This window comes from Bacillus sp. 522_BSPC (assembly GCF_001076885.1).
GTDB lineage: Bacteria > Bacillota > Bacilli > Bacillales > Cytobacillaceae > Niallia > Niallia hominis.
In genome coordinates this window covers 1-16,461 of sequence record NZ_JVDT01000245.1, presented here as the reverse complement: position 1 = coordinate 16,461, position 16,461 = coordinate 1, and the positions used below count along the sequence as shown (strand labels likewise).

The 16,461-nt window shown below is 36.5% G+C and carries 16 protein-coding genes; all 16 read left to right on the top strand.

Annotation, left to right across the window (positions count from 1 at the left end):
* Nucleotides 1–275: 275 nt before the first annotated feature.
* The 16 genes from atpF (at nt 276) to ADJ83_RS20145 (ending at nt 16,299) form a co-directional block, all read left to right on the top strand.
* Nucleotides 276–794, top strand: a complete 519-nt coding sequence (gene atpF / locus ADJ83_RS20220; RefSeq protein WP_048718912.1) for a F0F1 ATP synthase subunit B — start codon at nt 276–278, stop codon at nt 792–794.
* Nucleotides 791–1,327 (top strand): F0F1 ATP synthase subunit delta, encoded by a 537-nt coding sequence (locus ADJ83_RS20215; protein WP_031536714.1) that lies wholly within the window; start codon nt 791–793, stop codon nt 1,325–1,327. Before atpF ends, ADJ83_RS20215 begins: the two co-directional genes overlap by 4 nt.
* Nucleotides 1,328–1,353: 26 nt before the next feature.
* A complete protein-coding gene (gene atpA / locus ADJ83_RS20210; protein ID WP_031536713.1) occupies nt 1,354–2,862 on the top strand; it encodes a F0F1 ATP synthase subunit alpha in 1,509 nt (502 codons plus the stop codon).
* 33 nt (nt 2,863–2,895) lie between these two features.
* Nucleotides 2,896–3,756 carry an ATP synthase F1 subunit gamma gene (gene atpG / locus ADJ83_RS20205; RefSeq protein ID WP_031536712.1) on the top strand — a complete coding sequence of 287 codons (861 nt, stop codon included), beginning with the start codon at nt 2,896–2,898 and terminating at the stop codon, nt 3,754–3,756.
* 73 nt (nt 3,757–3,829) lie between these two features.
* Entirely contained in the window at nt 3,830–5,245 is a 1,416-nt protein-coding gene (gene atpD, locus ADJ83_RS20200) for a F0F1 ATP synthase subunit beta (protein ID WP_031536711.1), read from the top strand.
* A gap of 20 nt (nt 5,246–5,265) precedes the next feature.
* Complete coding sequence (locus ADJ83_RS20195; protein WP_031536710.1) at nt 5,266–5,673, top strand: F0F1 ATP synthase subunit epsilon; 408 nt, start codon at nt 5,266–5,268, stop codon at nt 5,671–5,673.
* Nucleotides 5,674–5,846: 173 nt separating this feature from the next.
* The gene (locus tag ADJ83_RS20190; protein WP_031536709.1) at nt 5,847–6,083 is read left to right on the top strand and encodes a DUF1146 family protein; all 237 of its coding nucleotides are present in this window, start codon (nt 5,847–5,849) and stop codon (nt 6,081–6,083) included.
* A gap of 203 nt (nt 6,084–6,286) precedes the next feature.
* On the top strand, nt 6,287–7,036 hold the full coding sequence (locus ADJ83_RS20185) for a YwmB family TATA-box binding protein (RefSeq protein ID WP_031536708.1): 750 nt from the start codon (nt 6,287–6,289) through the stop codon (nt 7,034–7,036).
* 33 nt (nt 7,037–7,069) lie between these two features.
* Nucleotides 7,070–8,377, top strand: coding sequence for a UDP-N-acetylglucosamine 1-carboxyvinyltransferase (murA, locus tag ADJ83_RS20180; protein ID WP_048718907.1), 1,308 nt, complete (start codon nt 7,070–7,072; stop codon nt 8,375–8,377).
* Between the two features lie 355 nt (nt 8,378–8,732).
* A complete protein-coding gene (gene spoIID, locus ADJ83_RS20175; RefSeq protein WP_048718902.1) occupies nt 8,733–9,746 on the top strand; it encodes a stage II sporulation protein D in 1,014 nt (337 codons plus the stop codon).
* A gap of 438 nt (nt 9,747–10,184) precedes the next feature.
* Nucleotides 10,185–11,024, top strand: coding sequence for a M23 family metallopeptidase (locus ADJ83_RS20170; protein WP_031536705.1), 840 nt, complete (start codon nt 10,185–10,187; stop codon nt 11,022–11,024).
* An 828-nt stretch (nt 11,025–11,852) separates the two neighbouring features.
* On the top strand, nt 11,853–12,125 hold the full coding sequence (gene spoIIID / locus ADJ83_RS20165; protein WP_016204804.1) for a sporulation transcriptional regulator SpoIIID: 273 nt from the start codon (nt 11,853–11,855) through the stop codon (nt 12,123–12,125).
* Nucleotides 12,126–12,862: 737 nt separating this feature from the next.
* Entirely contained in the window at nt 12,863–13,864 is a 1,002-nt protein-coding gene (locus tag ADJ83_RS20160; protein ID WP_031536704.1) for a rod shape-determining protein, read from the top strand.
* 355 nt (nt 13,865–14,219) lie between these two features.
* Entirely contained in the window at nt 14,220–15,035 is an 816-nt protein-coding gene (locus ADJ83_RS20155; RefSeq protein ID WP_048718896.1) for a flagellar hook-basal body protein, read from the top strand.
* 137 nt (nt 15,036–15,172) lie between these two features.
* The gene (locus ADJ83_RS20150; RefSeq protein WP_031536702.1) at nt 15,173–16,000 is read left to right on the top strand and encodes a flagellar hook-basal body protein; all 828 of its coding nucleotides are present in this window, start codon (nt 15,173–15,175) and stop codon (nt 15,998–16,000) included.
* 14 nt (nt 16,001–16,014) lie between these two features.
* Nucleotides 16,015–16,299: a DNA-directed RNA polymerase subunit beta gene (locus ADJ83_RS20145; protein WP_031536701.1), complete on the top strand. Its 285-nt coding sequence runs from the start codon at nt 16,015–16,017 to the stop codon at nt 16,297–16,299.
* Nucleotides 16,300–16,461: the final 162 nt, after the last annotated feature.

Below are 16,461 nucleotides of genomic sequence, written 5' to 3'. Positions count from 1 at the left end.
GAAGATCATTCGATAAGAACCTTCGCCATTCCTTTATTTAAAACCAACAATTCTTAAAAAAGGGCTGTTTCCTTGAAGATGGTTGTTATTTCAATAGAAATACTAACTATTAGGGAAGACAAAGCAGCCTACAATACCATACTCAATTTGAGTATATTGATAGCTAAAAATTGTTCCTATTATTTTATAAATAAGCATATTCACCTTTTTTCCATAAGCGAATAAAGGTTTCCTGTATGTGATAAAACACATTACCTGAAAGGAGTGAATCAAGCGTGTTCACAAATGGATTAGTATTAGGTGCCGTAATGAATTTCGCGGGCGGCGACGTAGCTGTTCAATTAGGATCATTCTTATTATTATTGTGGGCAATCAAAAAGTTTGCTTGGGGTCCTTTAATGAAAATAATGAAGGATCGCGAGGAATTCGTTGCAAATGAAATAGATAATGCAGAGAAAAGCAGACTAGAAGCTGCCAAACTATTAGAAGAACAAAGAGCGTTATTGAAAGAAGCGCGTACTGACGCACAAGAATTAATCGATAGAGCTAAACAACAAGCAGATGCTCAAAGAGAAACAATCATTGACGATGCTAGAAAAGATGCAGAACGATTAAAAAATGCTGCTTTAGTAGAAATTGAGCAACAAAAAGAAAAAGCTGTTGCAACAATTCGCGATCAGGTTACTTCTCTTTCTGTATTAATCGCTTCTAAAGTGATCGAAAAAGAATTAAATGAGCAAGATCAAGAAAAATTAATTCATGATTACATTCAAGAGGTAGGCGAGAAACGATGATGGATACAGGTGTTGCAAAGCGTTATGCTTTAGCCCTTTTCCAAATCTCCAAAGAAAACGGACAGATAGATCAATTGGATGAAGAAGTTCGCGTAGTGAAATCACTTTTAACCTCTTCACCAGACATTCATACATTTCTACAATCTCCTAATATCTCATTAGAAAAGAAAAAAGAAATGGTGAAAGTAGCATTTGCTTCAGCAAGTGAGTATATACAAAATCTTTTGATGCTACTGATTGATCGCCATCGGGAAGAGATGATTACTAGTATTTGTGATCAATTTATTGCTTTTGTAAATGAAGCAAAAGGGGTTGCAGATGCAAGAGTATATTCCATCAAACCGTTAACTATGGATGAGAAAAGAGCTATTTCAGCTACTTTCGCTGCAAAAGTTGGGAAAATATCGCTAAATATTGAAAATATCATTGATTCTAACCTATTAGGTGGAATTAAAGTAAGAATAGGTAATCAAATATTTGATGGTAGTCTTCAAGGGAAGCTAAACCGTCTACAACGACAATTATTAGGATAGTAATTCTTTAGATAGGGGTGAAACGCATGAGCATCAAAGCGGAAGAAATCAGTGCTCTTATAAAAAAGCAAATTGAAAGTTACCAATCAGAAGTTCAAGTAAGCGAAGTTGGTACGGTAATTAATATTGGTGATGGTATCGCTCGTGTACATGGCCTGGATAACTGTATGGCTGGGGAGCTTGTTGAATTTTCTAATGGAGTAATGGGCTTAGCTCAAAACTTAGAAGAAAGCAATGTAGGTATCATTATTCTTGGTCCTTACACAGATATTCGCGAAGGCGATGAAGTTCGTCGTACAGGAAGAATCATGGAAGTTCCAGTAGGAGATGCGTTAATCGGACGCGTAGTTAATCCTTTAGGACAACCAGTAGATGGACTAGGAGCAATTAATTCAACAAAAACACGTCCAATCGAATTTTTAGCACCTGGCGTTATGGATCGTAAATCTGTAAGCGAGCCGCTTCAAACAGGTATTAAAGCGATTGACGCATTAGTGCCAATCGGTCGTGGGCAACGTGAATTAATTATCGGTGACCGTCAAACTGGTAAAACATCTGTTGCGATTGATACCATCCTTAACCAAGCAGACCAAGATATGGTATGTATCTACGTTGCGATTGGACAAAAGGAATCAACTGTACGTAACGCGGTAGAAACACTACGTAAAAATGGTGCATTAGATTACACAATCGTTGTCACAGCTTCTGCTTCTCAACCAGCACCACTACTATACTTAGCTCCATATGCTGGTGTAGCAATGGGTGAAGAATTTATGTATAACGGTAAGCATGTTTTAATTGTATATGATGATTTAACAAAACAAGCATCCGCTTATCGTGAATTGTCCCTATTACTTCGTCGTCCTCCAGGTCGTGAAGCATATCCAGGGGATGTATTCTACTTGCATTCTCGTCTTCTTGAGCGTGCTGCTAAATTAAGCGACGCAAAAGGTGGAGGTTCTATTACGGCTCTTCCATTTATTGAAACACAAGCAGGGGACGTTTCTGCTTATATTCCAACAAACGTAATTTCGATTACAGATGGACAAATTTTCTTACAATCGGATTTATTCTTCTCTGGTGTACGCCCAGCGATAAATGCAGGTTTATCTGTTTCCCGTGTTGGTGGTTCTGCACAAATCAAAGCAATGAAAAAGGTTGCAGGAACATTACGTCTGGACCTTGCATCATTCCGTGAGCTAGAATCATTTGCTCAATTTGGCTCTGATTTAGATAAAGCGACACAAGATAAATTAAATCGTGGTGCTCGCACAGTAGAAGTATTGAAGCAAGATCTTAATAAACCGTTAAAAGTAGAAAAACAGGTTGCGATTCTATATGCCCTAACACGTGGTCACTTAGATGATATTCCTGTTACTGATATTAGACGTTTCGAAGAAGAATTCTTAAATTGGCTAGATCACAATCATACAAATGTGGTAGAACAGATTGTTTCAACAAAAGATCTTCCATCTGATGATGATATGACAGCAGCAATTAACGATTTCAAAAAAACGTTTGTAGCTTCTGAATAAGAAGGCAAACTTAAAGATTGGTGGTGAGAATCTTTGGCATCTTTACGTGATATAAAAGCTCGTATTGAATCAACTAAAAAGACTAGCCAAATTACGAAAGCCATGCAAATGGTATATTCGGCTAAAATGAATAGAGCGGTTATTAATGTAAAAGCATTTATTCCGTATATGTCTAAAATGGAAGAAGTGACACATTCAGTAGCGCTCGGCAGCTCAGGCGTTAGCCATCCAATGCTTCAAACGCGTCCTGTTAAAAAAACATGCTATCTTGTCATCACTTCCGAACGCGGACTGGCAGGGGCATACAACAGTAACGTACTTAGAAAATTGAATCAAACAATTAATGAGCGACATCAATCAAAAGAGGAGTATGCCATTATTGTCATTGGAAGAATCGGTAGAGATTTCCTATTAAAACAAGGACATAATGTCATCTTGGATGTAGTTGGAATACCAGACCTACCAGATTTCCTAGATATTAAAGATGTAACAAGTAAAGCAGTAGGCATGTTTGATGATGGTACTTTTGATGAGCTCAATGTTTATTACAGTCATTATGTAAGTGCAATTCAACAGGATGTAGTAGAGAAGAAGGTTCTTCCTTTAACGGATATGGATGCTACGAATACTACATTGACATCATATGAATTTGAGCCATCAGCAGAAGAGATTCTTGATGTGCTATTACCGCAGTATGCAGAGAGTCTTCTATACGGTGCTTTACTAGATAGTAAGGCAAGTGAGCATTCTGCACGTATGACTGCGATGAAGAATTCTACTGATAATGCGAAAGAATTAATAGGTGAATTAAGTCTACAGTACAACCGTGCAAGACAAGCTGCGATTACACAAGAGATTACAGAAATCGTTGGTGGAGCTGCAGCATTAGAATAACGATGATTAATAAGTTCTGCTTGACGTAAGGTTTAGCAGAACCTGCTTATAAGAAAGTTTAGGAGGGAAAATAATGAGCACAGGACGAATTCTTCAAGTTATGGGACCAGTTGTTGACGTGAAGTTCGATGGAGGAAGTCTGCCTGACATTAACAACGCATTAAGAGTTGTTCCAGGTCCAAATAGTACTTCTAACGTAGAATTAACACTTGAAGTGGCCCTTCATTTAGGTGATAACACAGTTCGAGCTATTGCAATGTCTTCTACTGATGGCGTTACAAGAGGCTCAGAGGTTATAGATACTGGAAAATCTATTTCTGTTCCTGTTGGTGATGTTACGTTAGGTCGTGTATTTAATGTTTTAGGAGAAACCATTGATTTAGATTCCGAAATTCCAGCGAGTGCTAGACGTGATTCTATTCATAGAGAAGCTCCTAAGTTTGAACAATTATCAACACAAGTAGAAATTTTAGAAACAGGTATTAAAGTAGTAGACTTATTAGCACCTTATATTAAAGGTGGTAAAATTGGTCTATTTGGTGGAGCCGGTGTAGGTAAAACTGTTTTAATTCAGGAATTAATTAATAACATCGCTCAAGAGCATGGTGGTATTTCTGTATTCGCAGGTGTTGGAGAACGGACACGTGAAGGAAACGACCTTTACCATGAAATGACAGATTCTGGCGTTATTAAGAAAACAGCAATGGTGTTCGGACAAATGAACGAGCCACCAGGTGCTCGTATGCGTGTTGCCTTAACAGGATTAACAATGGCAGAATATTTCCGTGATGAACAAGGACAAGACGTTCTATTCTTCATTGATAACATCTTCCGCTTTACACAAGCTGGTTCTGAGGTTTCTGCATTGCTTGGCCGTATGCCATCAGCGGTTGGTTATCAGCCGACGTTAGCAACAGAAATGGGTAGATTACAAGAACGTATTACTTCAACAAATGTAGGTTCTGTAACATCTATCCAAGCTATCTATGTACCAGCGGATGACTATACAGATCCAGCGCCAGCTACAACATTTGCTCACTTGGATGCAACAACAAACCTTGAGCGTAAATTAACAGAGATGGGTATTTACCCAGCAGTAGATCCACTTGCTTCTACTTCTCGTGCCCTTTCTCCTGAAATTGTTGGCGAAGAGCACTATAATGTAGCAAGAAGTGTACAATCTACACTACAACGATATAGAGAGCTTCAAGATATCATTAGTATACTAGGTATGGACGAGCTAAGTGACGAAGATAAATTAATCGTTCACCGTGCAAGAAGAATCCAATTCTTCTTATCTCAAAACTTCCATGTAGCGGAGCAATTTACAGGTCAGAAAGGTTCTTATGTACCTGTAAAAGAAACCGTAAAAGGATTTAAAGATATTCTTGATGGAAAATATGATCATCTTCCAGAGGATGCGTTCCGCTTAGTTGGACGTATCGAAGAAGCAATTGAAAAAGCGAAATCTATGGGTGTGGAAGTATAAACTAATCAGGAGGGGTAGTAATGAAGACGATTAAAGTCAATGTAGTAACTCCTGATGGCCCGGTGCATGAATCAGATGTAGATATGGTGATCGCAAAAGCAGAAAGTGGAGAGCTTGGAATTTTAGCAGGACATATTCCGATGGTTGCTCCACTGAAAATAGGAGCTGTTCATTTGAAAAAAGGTTCAGATTCTGAATATCTAGCGGTGAATGGTGGAATTTTAGAAGTTCGCCCGGATCAGGTGACAGTACTTGCTCAATCTGCTGAATTAGCGGAAGAAATTGATTATGATCGTGCCTTACGTGCTAAGGAGCGCGCAGAACAAAGATTACATGCTCAGAAGTCAGAGCATGTAGACTTTAGACGTGCAGAACTTGCTCTTCAACGTGCAATGAATCGTATATCCATTGTTGAGAAAAAATACTAAAAAGTCCCTAAGGGGGCTTTTTTTAATCTGTGGAGTGCTTTGAAAAAGAGAATATCAAGCTGTGGTTAAACAGACAAAAAATCAAAAAAAATACCTGAATCAAAAGTGAAACCTTTTGATAGGTAAATACGTCAAATAATAGTTGAATCTGAAAGGATAGATTGGAGGAAAAAATGATTGATGCTTTTGGACAACAGGCATTACTAAGTATATTAATACATATCGTGTTTATAGCTCTTTCGTGGTGGGCGTTACAGTCACTAAACTTCGAGAAATTTCTTCGTAAAAATCGAGTTTTCCAGGCAAGAGTATTGTATGTATTATTAGCCATTATTATGGGTTCGATTGTCAGTAACTTTTTACTAGACTACTTAAGTTGGTCACAACAATTACCATTAATATTGAATTAATTACCAAAAATAGAAACAATTAATAAGAAAAGATAGGTCTTCATACATGTTTTCATTGCTTCGTTTTTTCAGTAAAATTCATTTTGTGTGCTTAAATAGTTTGTTCCTTGGTTAATGTTTTATTCATGTCAAAAAGTGACGATTAATCACTAGTATGCAATTCTTCTCTCTGGAAACAATGGTAGTATGGGGGAGGAATTGAAATGAAGATAAATAAAACGTTAATTATTATAATAATTATAATTGGTTTGGCTTGCCTAACATTTGGGAATAACATCACTATCGCGAGAACAAAGTCAGATTTAATAACAATAAATGAAATTTTACAAAAACAAGAAAACGTAGCAATAAATGAATGGTCTCTGCATGCAAGAGAAAGGCTGGATAATGTTACAAGTATAGAAGATGCAAAAGCATATCAGTCAAAATTGAAAAAAGTTTTCCCAAATGGTGACTGGGTAGAAATGAAAACACATCAAAACTGGCAAGCAAAAATGATCGTTCCATCCAGTAACCAAACGGAAGAAAGTATTATTATAACCACTTCTTTAACAACTAATACCGTTCAATCATATATTATTTATGAGGTGAGAGGGAAAAAGTTAGAGGATAAAGAAATGAAAAGGTTAGATATGGAAATTAACGAAAAAATTTCTAACATATTTCGTGGGGAACCGACAATTTTCTCTTGTATTAAAGGCGAATTCAGTGATAAGATGAATGGGACTTTGCCTTATAAAGTTAACCAATTGCTAAATGCATTTCAAGCAAAAGAAGTAGAGGCGTTGGAAGAGGATGATTTTATATCCACCTCCGCTTATTCGCCCTTATTTGAAGAACGAATTGATAATAGCGAAAAGGAAATGAACGTACAAATAGGATTGAGAACACAAGATATGGGAGGAAAAACTACGTTCGTAGTTGGCACACCCATCATAACGATTGAATATTAATATAGAGATATTGGACGCGGAGGGGAATAGACTTTGGATAAAATCATCGTCCGCGGCGGAAAAAGGTTAAATGGAACGGTTAAAGTGGAAGGCGCAAAAAATGCCGTTTTGCCTGTGATCGCCGCTACATTATTAGCAAGTGATGGAAAAAGTATAATTAAATCAGTTCCGACTCTTTCAGATGTATATACGATTAATGAAGTATTAAGATATTTGAATGCAGATGTACATTTTGAAAATGGTGAAGTAACCGTTGATGCATCAAGGGACTTAAGTGTGGAAGCACCATTTGAATATGTACGAAAAATGCGTGCATCTGTTTTAGTTATGGGATCATTGTTAGCTAGAAATGGCCATGCAAGAGTAGCATTACCTGGAGGTTGTGCAATTGGCTCAAGACCAATTGATCAGCATCTTAAAGGCTTTGAAGCAATGGGAGCAAAGGTTCAGGTTGGTAATGGATTTATCGAAGCTTCAGTAGAAGGCCGTTTACAAGGAGCAAAAATCTATCTTGATTTTCCAAGTGTAGGTGCTACTGAAAATATTATGATGGCTGCTTCCTTAGCAGAAGGTACAACAATTTTAGAAAATGTAGCAAAAGAACCAGAAATTGTGGATTTAGCAAACTTCCTAAATAAAATGGGAGCAAAAGTAAGAGGTGCAGGTACTGGAACAATTCGTATCGAAGGTGTGGAAGTGCTACATGGTACAGAACATACTATTATTCCTGACAGAATCGAAGCTGGTACATTCTTAATTGCTGCTGCTATCACTGGCGGAGATGTACTTGTACAGGGTGCAGTTCCTGAGCATTTATCTTCTTTAATTGCAAAAATGGAAGAGATGGGTGTTATCTTCAAAGAAGAAGAAGATGGTATTCGTGTTGTTAGTGCTGAGAATTTAAAAGCTGTAGACATTAAAACAATGCCTCATCCTGGATTCCCAACAGATATGCAATCACAAATGATGGCATTACTTCTTCGTGCAAAAGGAACAAGTATGATTACGGAAACAGTTTTCGAAAATCGCTTTATGCATGTAGAAGAATTCAGACGCATGAATGGCGATGTGAAAATTGAAGGTCGTTCAGTTGTAATGAACGGACCAACTAATCTGCAAGGAGCAGAAGTAGCTGCTACAGATTTGCGTGCCGCTGCTGCTCTGATTTTATCTGGACTTGTAGCTGATGGTATCACGCGCGTTACAGAGCTTAAGCATTTAGATCGTGGCTATGTAAATTTCCATCAGAAATTAGCTGCCTTAGGTGCTGATATCGAAAGAATTACGGTAGAAAGTGAATTAACATTAACTGCAAGCTATGTTGCGGATTTAAATGCATAAAACAAAGGGCAAACTTTATTTATCGTTTACGTTCAGATAAATAAAGTTTGTTTTTTTGTGGGCAAAATTATACATAGCATGTAAAAAATATTTTAAAAACAAATCGAAATGGGTATTAGCTTCCTTTAAAAATGGCTAATGGAAAAGGTGTTATGTAATGGGGAAATAACAAGAGGTGCATAAATAACAGGATTGCTAAAATAGTATGCAAAACCGACATATTTAGAACAATTTTTTTAGTGAAAAGCTATCGATTTAAACAGAAAAAGAAGGAATAAAAGCTTGTCCACCTCCATAAGAATGTTTTAGAGACAGTTAGAAGGTCTTATTTCTATTTTATGGAGGCTTTTCATTCATGATTAAAATCAAACCTTTCATCGTACTAGGAGTTATTCTGTTTGCTATCACTTTACTTGTTCCCACAATCCTTGTTTTACCCTCTATTCAGGAAAAAAAGGATGAGCCAAACAGTAATGTAGAATCTGCAGAAGCCAAAGAGCCAGCTATAGAAGTAGCCGTATACAGGCAGAATAAGCAAGAAGTTGAGAAATTAGATTTAGAAGAATATGTAGTTGGGGTTGTTGCTTCTGAAATGCCGGCAAAGTTTGAAATGGAAGCATTGAAAGCACAAGCCTTAACAGCCAGAACATATATTGTAAAAAGAATGATGAATCAAGAAAAATCAGATTTACCAGACGGTGCCCTTGTTGGAGACACAATTGATTATCAAGTATACAACAATCAAGACGAGTTAAAGAAAATTTGGGAAAATGCCGGTTATGATTGGAAAAAGAATATGGAAAAAATCGAAGAAGCTGTAGCTGCTACAAAGGGACAAATTTTAACCTATAAAGGTGATCCGATTGATGCCACTTTCTTCTCCACAAGCAATGGCTACACGGAAAACTCAGATGCAATATGGCCAAATTCTATCTCCTATTTACAAAGCGTAGAAAGCCCGTGGGATGTTAATTCTCCTAAGTTTAATGGGGAAGTAACATTGACTGTAAAGGAGTTTGAGAAGACGCTAGGAGTGTCTTTAGGGACTGGTAGTGAAGTATTAGAAGATGTTAAATATACAAAGGGAAAAAGAATAGCAAGTGCCAAAATTAACGGAAAAGAGATGTCAGGAACAGATATTAGAGAAAAGTTAAATCTTAAATCAACTGACTTTACTATGGAACGAAAAGGAGAGACCGTATATATTGCCACAAAGGGATATGGTCATGGTGTCGGAATGAGCCAATATGGAGCAAATGGAATGGCAGCGAACGGAAAAACATATGATGAAATCGTTAAATACTATTATAAAGGGGTTGAAGTCACTGCCTCAGATGATATGCTGACGAAATATACAGCTCAGAAATAAGGAAATCAGCGAAAGTAGCGGGAGAAAGAGCCAAAATAATGATGAATCAGCGAAGGTAGCAAGGGAAAGAGCCAAAATAATGATGAATCAGCGAAGGTAGCAAGGGAAAGAGCCAAAATAATGATAAATCAGCGAAGGTAGCGAGGGAAAGAGCCGAAATAATGAAAAATCAGCCAAAGCAGCGATGAAATCAGCCAAAGCAAAGAGGAAATCAGCCAAACAAAAAATAAATCAGCCAAAGCAACGAGAATATCAGCCAAACTCAAACTAAGCAAGTCTCCATCCCGAGACTTGCTTTTTTCTACGCTACAAATAAAAAATAAATTTCCATGTATATAATAAAGAACTTTGTCGAAAAATAAGTCTAAAAAAATTTTTTTGCTAATAGGTATATATTTATCATTATCTGTTCAGAATGATTGCTGAGGTGATGATAAAATGAGAGAGGAAGAAAACAAACGTACTTCTCCAAAAAAGTCAAAAGTAAAAAGCTTTTTTAAAAAGCGTTGGGCATTTCCAGCCGTTTATATCGCAAGTGCTGCTATTATTCTAACAGGTGTTCTTTGGTATCAAAATAGCGCATCAGAAACAGATAAGTATAAATATGATGCTGATATGCCAACAAAGCAAATCGATGAACCTGCAGAACCAGTAGCAAAAGAATTTGAAAACTTTGCGTGGCCAGTAGTAGATGAAGAGTCATTTATTACACAAAAGGAATTCTACGATAATACGGCTAGTAAGGAAAAACAAGCTGAATCATTAGTGTTTTATAATAATCAATATCAGCCAAACACAGGTATTGATTTAAAAATGGAAGATGATAGCGAATTCGAAGTGGTAGCTGCCTTAAGCGGAACCGTTACGAAAGTGGCGGAAGATTCTCTATTAGGTAACACGATTGAAATTGATCACGAAAATGGGATTAAAACATATTACCAGTCTGTGAAGGATTTCCAAGTAGAAGTTGGAGATGAAGTGGAAAAAGGTCAACCATTAGCCACTGCTGGAAAAAGTAAGTTAAATCAAGATGCAAGTGTTCATGTTCACTTTGAAGTAAGAAAAGACAATGTTGCGGTAAACCCAATTGATTATTTTGGTAAGCCATTAAGTGCTTTGGAAAGTGATGATACTTCTGGTGCTACATCAGAAGCTGATTCAGAGGTGGAAGAGTCTGAATCTGCTGATGAAGAAATGCCAACAGATAACTCATTAGAAAATGGAATAAATTCTAATCAGGATGAAGATGCAGAAGGAACTACAGATCCAAACGCATAATTGAAAAACTGTGAAAATAGGGGTTGCTATAAATCGGTCTCTTACATGCATGAGATATCATCTTTTGCAAAGTAAGAAGTCCTTTATAGCACTCCTTTTTATGTCTATATAACTCTCTACGCGAAAAAAATATTTTTAGCATGGGAAATGTCGAAATGAGAAGCCGCGTTTATGTAAACAACTAAGCTTTAGATAAATTCCTCCTTCCTTTCATGATGGTGCTAGTTCCATTAATTCACCTATTCAAATCTTTATTAGGTAAAAAGTAATAGGTTTATTTCCATGTTTTAAGAAATGTTTGATGAAAGTTGCCAATTAGGTGCGGAAACTGACAAATTTCTCGGGAAATAATTGTCCTTAGGAAACAATCAGTTTTGGATAAATAAGCTTATTAAAGGGTAGTAGTATTTCATTCTCAAATAATCGATCCACATTTTAAATTCCTCATGTGCTCTCCATATAAACCTTCCTTTCATTCAGCAAAATAAAGAATTTTAGTTGAAAAACTCATTAAAATCAAAGAAATCATAAAAAAAATTAGACAAACCTTGTCCCTATTCATATTTTTCTGCATAAAGTATCATCCAAGCTAATAAAATGTTACAAACCTTACAAAGAGGAAGTTTGGAGTGAGGGGTCGTTTGAAGACAATGGATATGTAGTCGAGGACATGTTTAATCATAATAAGTACAGAAAGCCTTTGACTTTCTGCCGCATGAAGAATCGTATTTTGTAGGAAAGGAAACGTGCGGGATGAAGAATTTCGATGAAGCGAAAAGCGAGTCTCATTTCACACTTCTCACATCCAATTTAGGGAGGGCGAGTGGTGTGCACGATTACATCAAAGAGAGAACTATCAAGATTGGAAAGTATATCGTGGAGACGAGAAAAACGGTTCGCGTAATAGCGAAGGAGTTTGGCGTATCCAAAAGTACAGTCCATAAAGATTTAACAGAAAGACTTCCTGAAATTAACCCAGATTTAGCAAATGAAGTAAAAGAGATACTTGATTATCATAAATCAATTCGACATTTGCGTGGTGGGGAAGCAACTAAAATGAAGTATAAAAAAGAAGAGTTAGAAGGGGAAACTGTACAGTAAAAAGCAAATGGGGCAATTTTTCAGCACTGTTAGCATGGCAAAAAAATAAGGATAAAAATGCCCTAGTGATTTTTAAAACAGAAAGGAAAGTTTGTGAAATGCAGCTACAACAGTCTATCGATGGAGGTGACTTCATCGATAGAAAAAAAGATTTGTATAAAAAGAGACGCTGATTGAAATGCTAAGAAAAGGTACATAATAGCTTTAAAGGACTTTGAAATCAATGTCCTTTTTCTTTTGTAAAGAAAACATAACCAGCTTGAAAATGGTGTGGTGGTCGTTTAAGAGCTGCCTAACATAATTATAAATTCTTTTTGTGAAAAAAAACTCATTTTTTTGACAAAAAGTTACTTATTTCTGCATCCTTGTGATAGAATAAAAAATTAGAGTGGTATAAATAGATAGAGAAAAAACATACAAAATTTTAACCAAAAACATACATAATTCGTCTATTGAAAAAGAAAAAATGGTTGATTTAATATAGAGCGATAAGTAAGACATATTTAAGCGATAAAAATAATGGCTGGCATTTTTCGGAAAGCTGTGCGAATAAAACCAATTTTAAACAGGAATAAAGAAAAAATGAATATTTATTGGCCAGTAGTGTCATTTAATGAAACTTAAGTATGAAGATATCGTTACATATAGTGTGAAAGCCAGCTCTTAGTCTCTATAAGGAAAATGAAATGATTAAATCAAATAAAAGGATAAGCTAAGACAAAGGAGGAGCGTATTTAATGTTTGCTAGAGATATTGGTATAGATTTAGGAACAGCGAATGTTCTAATTCATGTAAAAGGAAAAGGTATTGTATTAAACGAGCCTTCTGTTGTGGCATTAGATCGCAATACAGGCAAAGTATTAGCAGTTGGAGAAGAAGCACGTCGCATGGTTGGACGTACACCTGGGAATATCGTGGCTATCCGACCATTAAAAGACGGCGTTATTGCTGATTTTGACGTAACGGAAGCGATGTTAAAGCACTTTATCAATAAATTAAATGTAAAAGGATTTCTTTCAAAGCCAAGAATTCTTATTTGCTGTCCGACAAATATTACAAGTGTGGAACAAAAGGCAATTAAAGAAGCAGCAGAGAAAAGCGGAGGAAAGAAAATCTATCTAGAAGAAGAACCAAAAGTTGCAGCGATTGGTGCTGGAATGGATATTTTCCAACCGAGCGGAAATATGGTTGTTGATATTGGTGGCGGTACAACGGATGTAGCTGTACTTTCAATGGGTGATATCGTTACATCTTCCAGTATAAAAATGGCTGGAGATAAATTTGATAATGAAATCCTTCAATATATTAAACGCAGATATAAGCTGTTAATCGGAGAACGTACTGCTGAAAATATAAAAATCAATATCGGAACTGTTTTCCCTGGATCTAGAAAAGAAGAAATGGATATTCGTGGCCGCGATATGGTTTCTGGACTTCCTAGAACGATTACTGTTTATTCAGATGAAATTGAACAAGCATTAAGAGAATCGGTGTCTGTAATTGTTCAAGCTGCGAAAAGTGTCCTAGAAAGAACACCTCCTGAGCTTTCAGCAGATATTATTGATCGTGGGGTTATTTTAACAGGTGGTGGAGCATTGCTTCATGGGATTGATTTACTGTTGGCGGATGAACTTAAAGTTCCTGTATTAGTGGCGGAAAATCCAATGGATTGTGTAGCAATAGGTACTGGGATTATGTTAGATAACATTGATCGTCTCCCAAAAAGAAAATTAAGCTAACAAATATGGGGGGGCATAAACAAGAGCGAAAAGTTCTTGTTTATGCATAGGAAAATGAAATCTAGTTATTTCATACCCGTTGTACGAAACATTAAACCTAAAAAATCGGAAATGAGAAAATTTTTTCTTGTTCCGATTTTTTTGCTTTAAGGAAGGAATTGTTGAAAGTGAATGTCCTTTAAAACTCCCCCTATATCTACCAGTAGATTGTTATGATGGAAACCCGATATAATAAATGATGAATACAAACATTTTTAGACTTTTTTCAACAAAATTTAATGTAATATTTCCATATTTTTTTTATAATAGAATATATATATGAGAATCGAAAATATTGTATAGATTGGAGACAAGTATGTTTAAAGGATTCTATACAGCTGCCTCTGGTATGCTTGCACAACAGCGTAAGACAGAAATGCTTTCCAATAACATGGCAAATAGTACGACACCAGGTTTTAAAACAGATCAATCGTCTATGAGAGCCTTCCCGGAATTATTACAGCAAAGTGTTAGCAAGAATGCAGTTGGTGTTGTAGACAAAGAAGAAGTAGGCTATTTAGCAACAGGAGTCTATATGCAGGAAGCGACACCAAAATTTACACAGGGAGACCTTAATCAAACGGAACTAAGTACGGATTTGGCATTATTAAATGTCAATGTACCAGGGAATGGTACAAATCCTAGTGGCGGCATATTCTTTACTATCCAAAATGCAAATGGCGAAATAGCATATTCACGGAATGGAAATTTCACTTTAGACGGACAAGGCTATTTAACCACTGCTAGCGGATTACGTGTTTTAAATGAAAATAATGAACCCATTCAACTAACTAGCACAGATTTCTCCGTTACATCTGATGGGGTGATTACTGGGAGTAACGGGGAAGCATATCGTCTTGGAATAAGCTACACAGATACACCAGAACAGCTTTCCAAAGAGGGCGATGGCTTATATCGAGCGCAAGACGGTGCAGAACTTCCGAGTGCATACGCAAATAATGAAGTGAATTTCCAGATAAAACAAGGATTCTTAGAGAATTCCAACGTTGATACAGCCCAAACCATGACAGATATGATGACAGCATATCGTGCTTTTGAAGCAAATCAGAAAATGCTGCAGGCATATGATAAAAGCATGGACCAAGCTGCAAATGAAATTGGAAAAATATAAGATTAGATTATTTTGGAATTTCTCTAAAATAAATGCTTTTTTCAATAGGGGAATATAAACCATTTTGATTGTAAGCTACATGCAAAAGCTTTCCGAAAGCAGCTTTTCGATAGAAAGGGTAGTAAAGGGGAATCGCTATGAATAGAACGATGATAACGGCTAGTAATACATTAACACAGCTACAAAAGCAAATGGATCTCATTAGTAATAATATGGCCAATGTTGATACAACTGGCTATAAAAAACAAAATGGAACCTTTACGGATATGCTTTTTCAGCAATTTAATAACCAAGCTGATGAAACGCAAGAAGTCAATCGTCAAACTCCAAACGGAATCAGACAAGGTGTAGGGGCAAAAATTGCTCAAACACAGTTAGTGATGACACAGGGAACCATAAAAGCATCCGATCGTGTTTTAGATACGGCGTTAACAAAAGAAGGACAATTATACAGAGTGCTAGTGCAAGACGGTGGAGAAACGGAAGTTCGCTATACAAGAGATGGAGCTATGTACTTATCTCCAGTATCTGATAATGAAAATATGCTCGTTACAAAAGATGGCCATGCTATCCTTGATGAGAATAATAACCCAATTTTATTAAATAATAATAGTAAAGAATATTCTTTTTCATCAACAGGAACGCTAACAGTTCAGTTGAATAACGGTGGACAGGAAATGGTGAATCTCGGTATATCCTATGCCAACAATCCGCAAAGTCTTGAAAAAACGGGGGATAATGTATACCGACTTTCTGACTCAGCGGACGAAAACCAAGCAATTTTAGACCTAGACGGTGCTAGAAGAAATGAAATTGGGATGAAGCAAAATGCCTTGGAACAATCGAATGTAGATATAAGCAAAGAAATGGTTAATCTGATTGCTACACAGCGCTCCTATCAATTTCAGTCCAGATCCATCTCTTTAGCAGATCAGATGATGGGATTAGTGAATGGAATACGTTAAAAAGGAGAAAAATGATGGCATTAAATAGCAGTAGTCAGGAAATGGTTAAGACAAGAGAACAGGTAAAAGAATTACGGAAAGAGAAGAAGAATTCAGAAGAGAATGCTTCTCCTAAACGACAAGTTAGAGTTCGTCTGTTTCCTATATGGCTGCGCATAATTGCCATCGTTTTAATAATGGTTGTCAGTGTTCTAGCAGGCGCGCTTGTCGGGTATAGTGTAATGGGAGACGGTAAAGCAAGCGATACCTTTAAAAAGGAAACTTGGACACATATTGTCAATTTAATAAATGAAGAGTAAACAAGCGTGGGATTTGTAAAAAATAGCAATTATATTTCCATTCTTTGATTGTGGCTTACCTAAAATACGCTTTAAAACTTTTTAGAGTGACAGGCTATTAACACATTCTCTAAAAAACATCTTATAAAAAAGGAAGGGATATCCCTTCCTTTTTTATAAGAT

What these genes read in the sequence shown, in the direction of transcription:
- ADJ83_RS20215 (WP_031536714.1), top strand. Translation starts at nt 791, where the DNA reads ATGATGGATACAGGTGTTGCAAAGCGTTATGCTTTAGCCCTTTTCCAA.
- atpA (WP_031536713.1), top strand. Translation starts at nt 1,354, where the DNA reads ATGAGCATCAAAGCGGAAGAAATCAGTGCTCTTATAAAAAAGCAAATT.
- atpD (WP_031536711.1), top strand. Translation starts at nt 3,830, where the DNA reads ATGAGCACAGGACGAATTCTTCAAGTTATGGGACCAGTTGTTGACGTG.
- ADJ83_RS20195 (WP_031536710.1), top strand. Translation starts at nt 5,266, where the DNA reads ATGAAGACGATTAAAGTCAATGTAGTAACTCCTGATGGCCCGGTGCAT.
- ADJ83_RS20190 (WP_031536709.1), top strand. Translation starts at nt 5,847, where the DNA reads ATGATTGATGCTTTTGGACAACAGGCATTACTAAGTATATTAATACAT.
- ADJ83_RS20185 (WP_031536708.1), top strand. Translation starts at nt 6,287, where the DNA reads ATGAAGATAAATAAAACGTTAATTATTATAATAATTATAATTGGTTTG.
- spoIID (WP_048718902.1), top strand. Translation starts at nt 8,733, where the DNA reads ATGATTAAAATCAAACCTTTCATCGTACTAGGAGTTATTCTGTTTGCT.
- ADJ83_RS20170 (WP_031536705.1), top strand. Translation starts at nt 10,185, where the DNA reads ATGAGAGAGGAAGAAAACAAACGTACTTCTCCAAAAAAGTCAAAAGTA.
- ADJ83_RS20160 (WP_031536704.1), top strand. Translation starts at nt 12,863, where the DNA reads ATGTTTGCTAGAGATATTGGTATAGATTTAGGAACAGCGAATGTTCTA.
- ADJ83_RS20155 (WP_048718896.1), top strand. Translation starts at nt 14,220, where the DNA reads ATGTTTAAAGGATTCTATACAGCTGCCTCTGGTATGCTTGCACAACAG.
- ADJ83_RS20150 (WP_031536702.1), top strand. Translation starts at nt 15,173, where the DNA reads ATGAATAGAACGATGATAACGGCTAGTAATACATTAACACAGCTACAA.
- ADJ83_RS20145 (WP_031536701.1), top strand. Translation starts at nt 16,015, where the DNA reads ATGGCATTAAATAGCAGTAGTCAGGAAATGGTTAAGACAAGAGAACAG.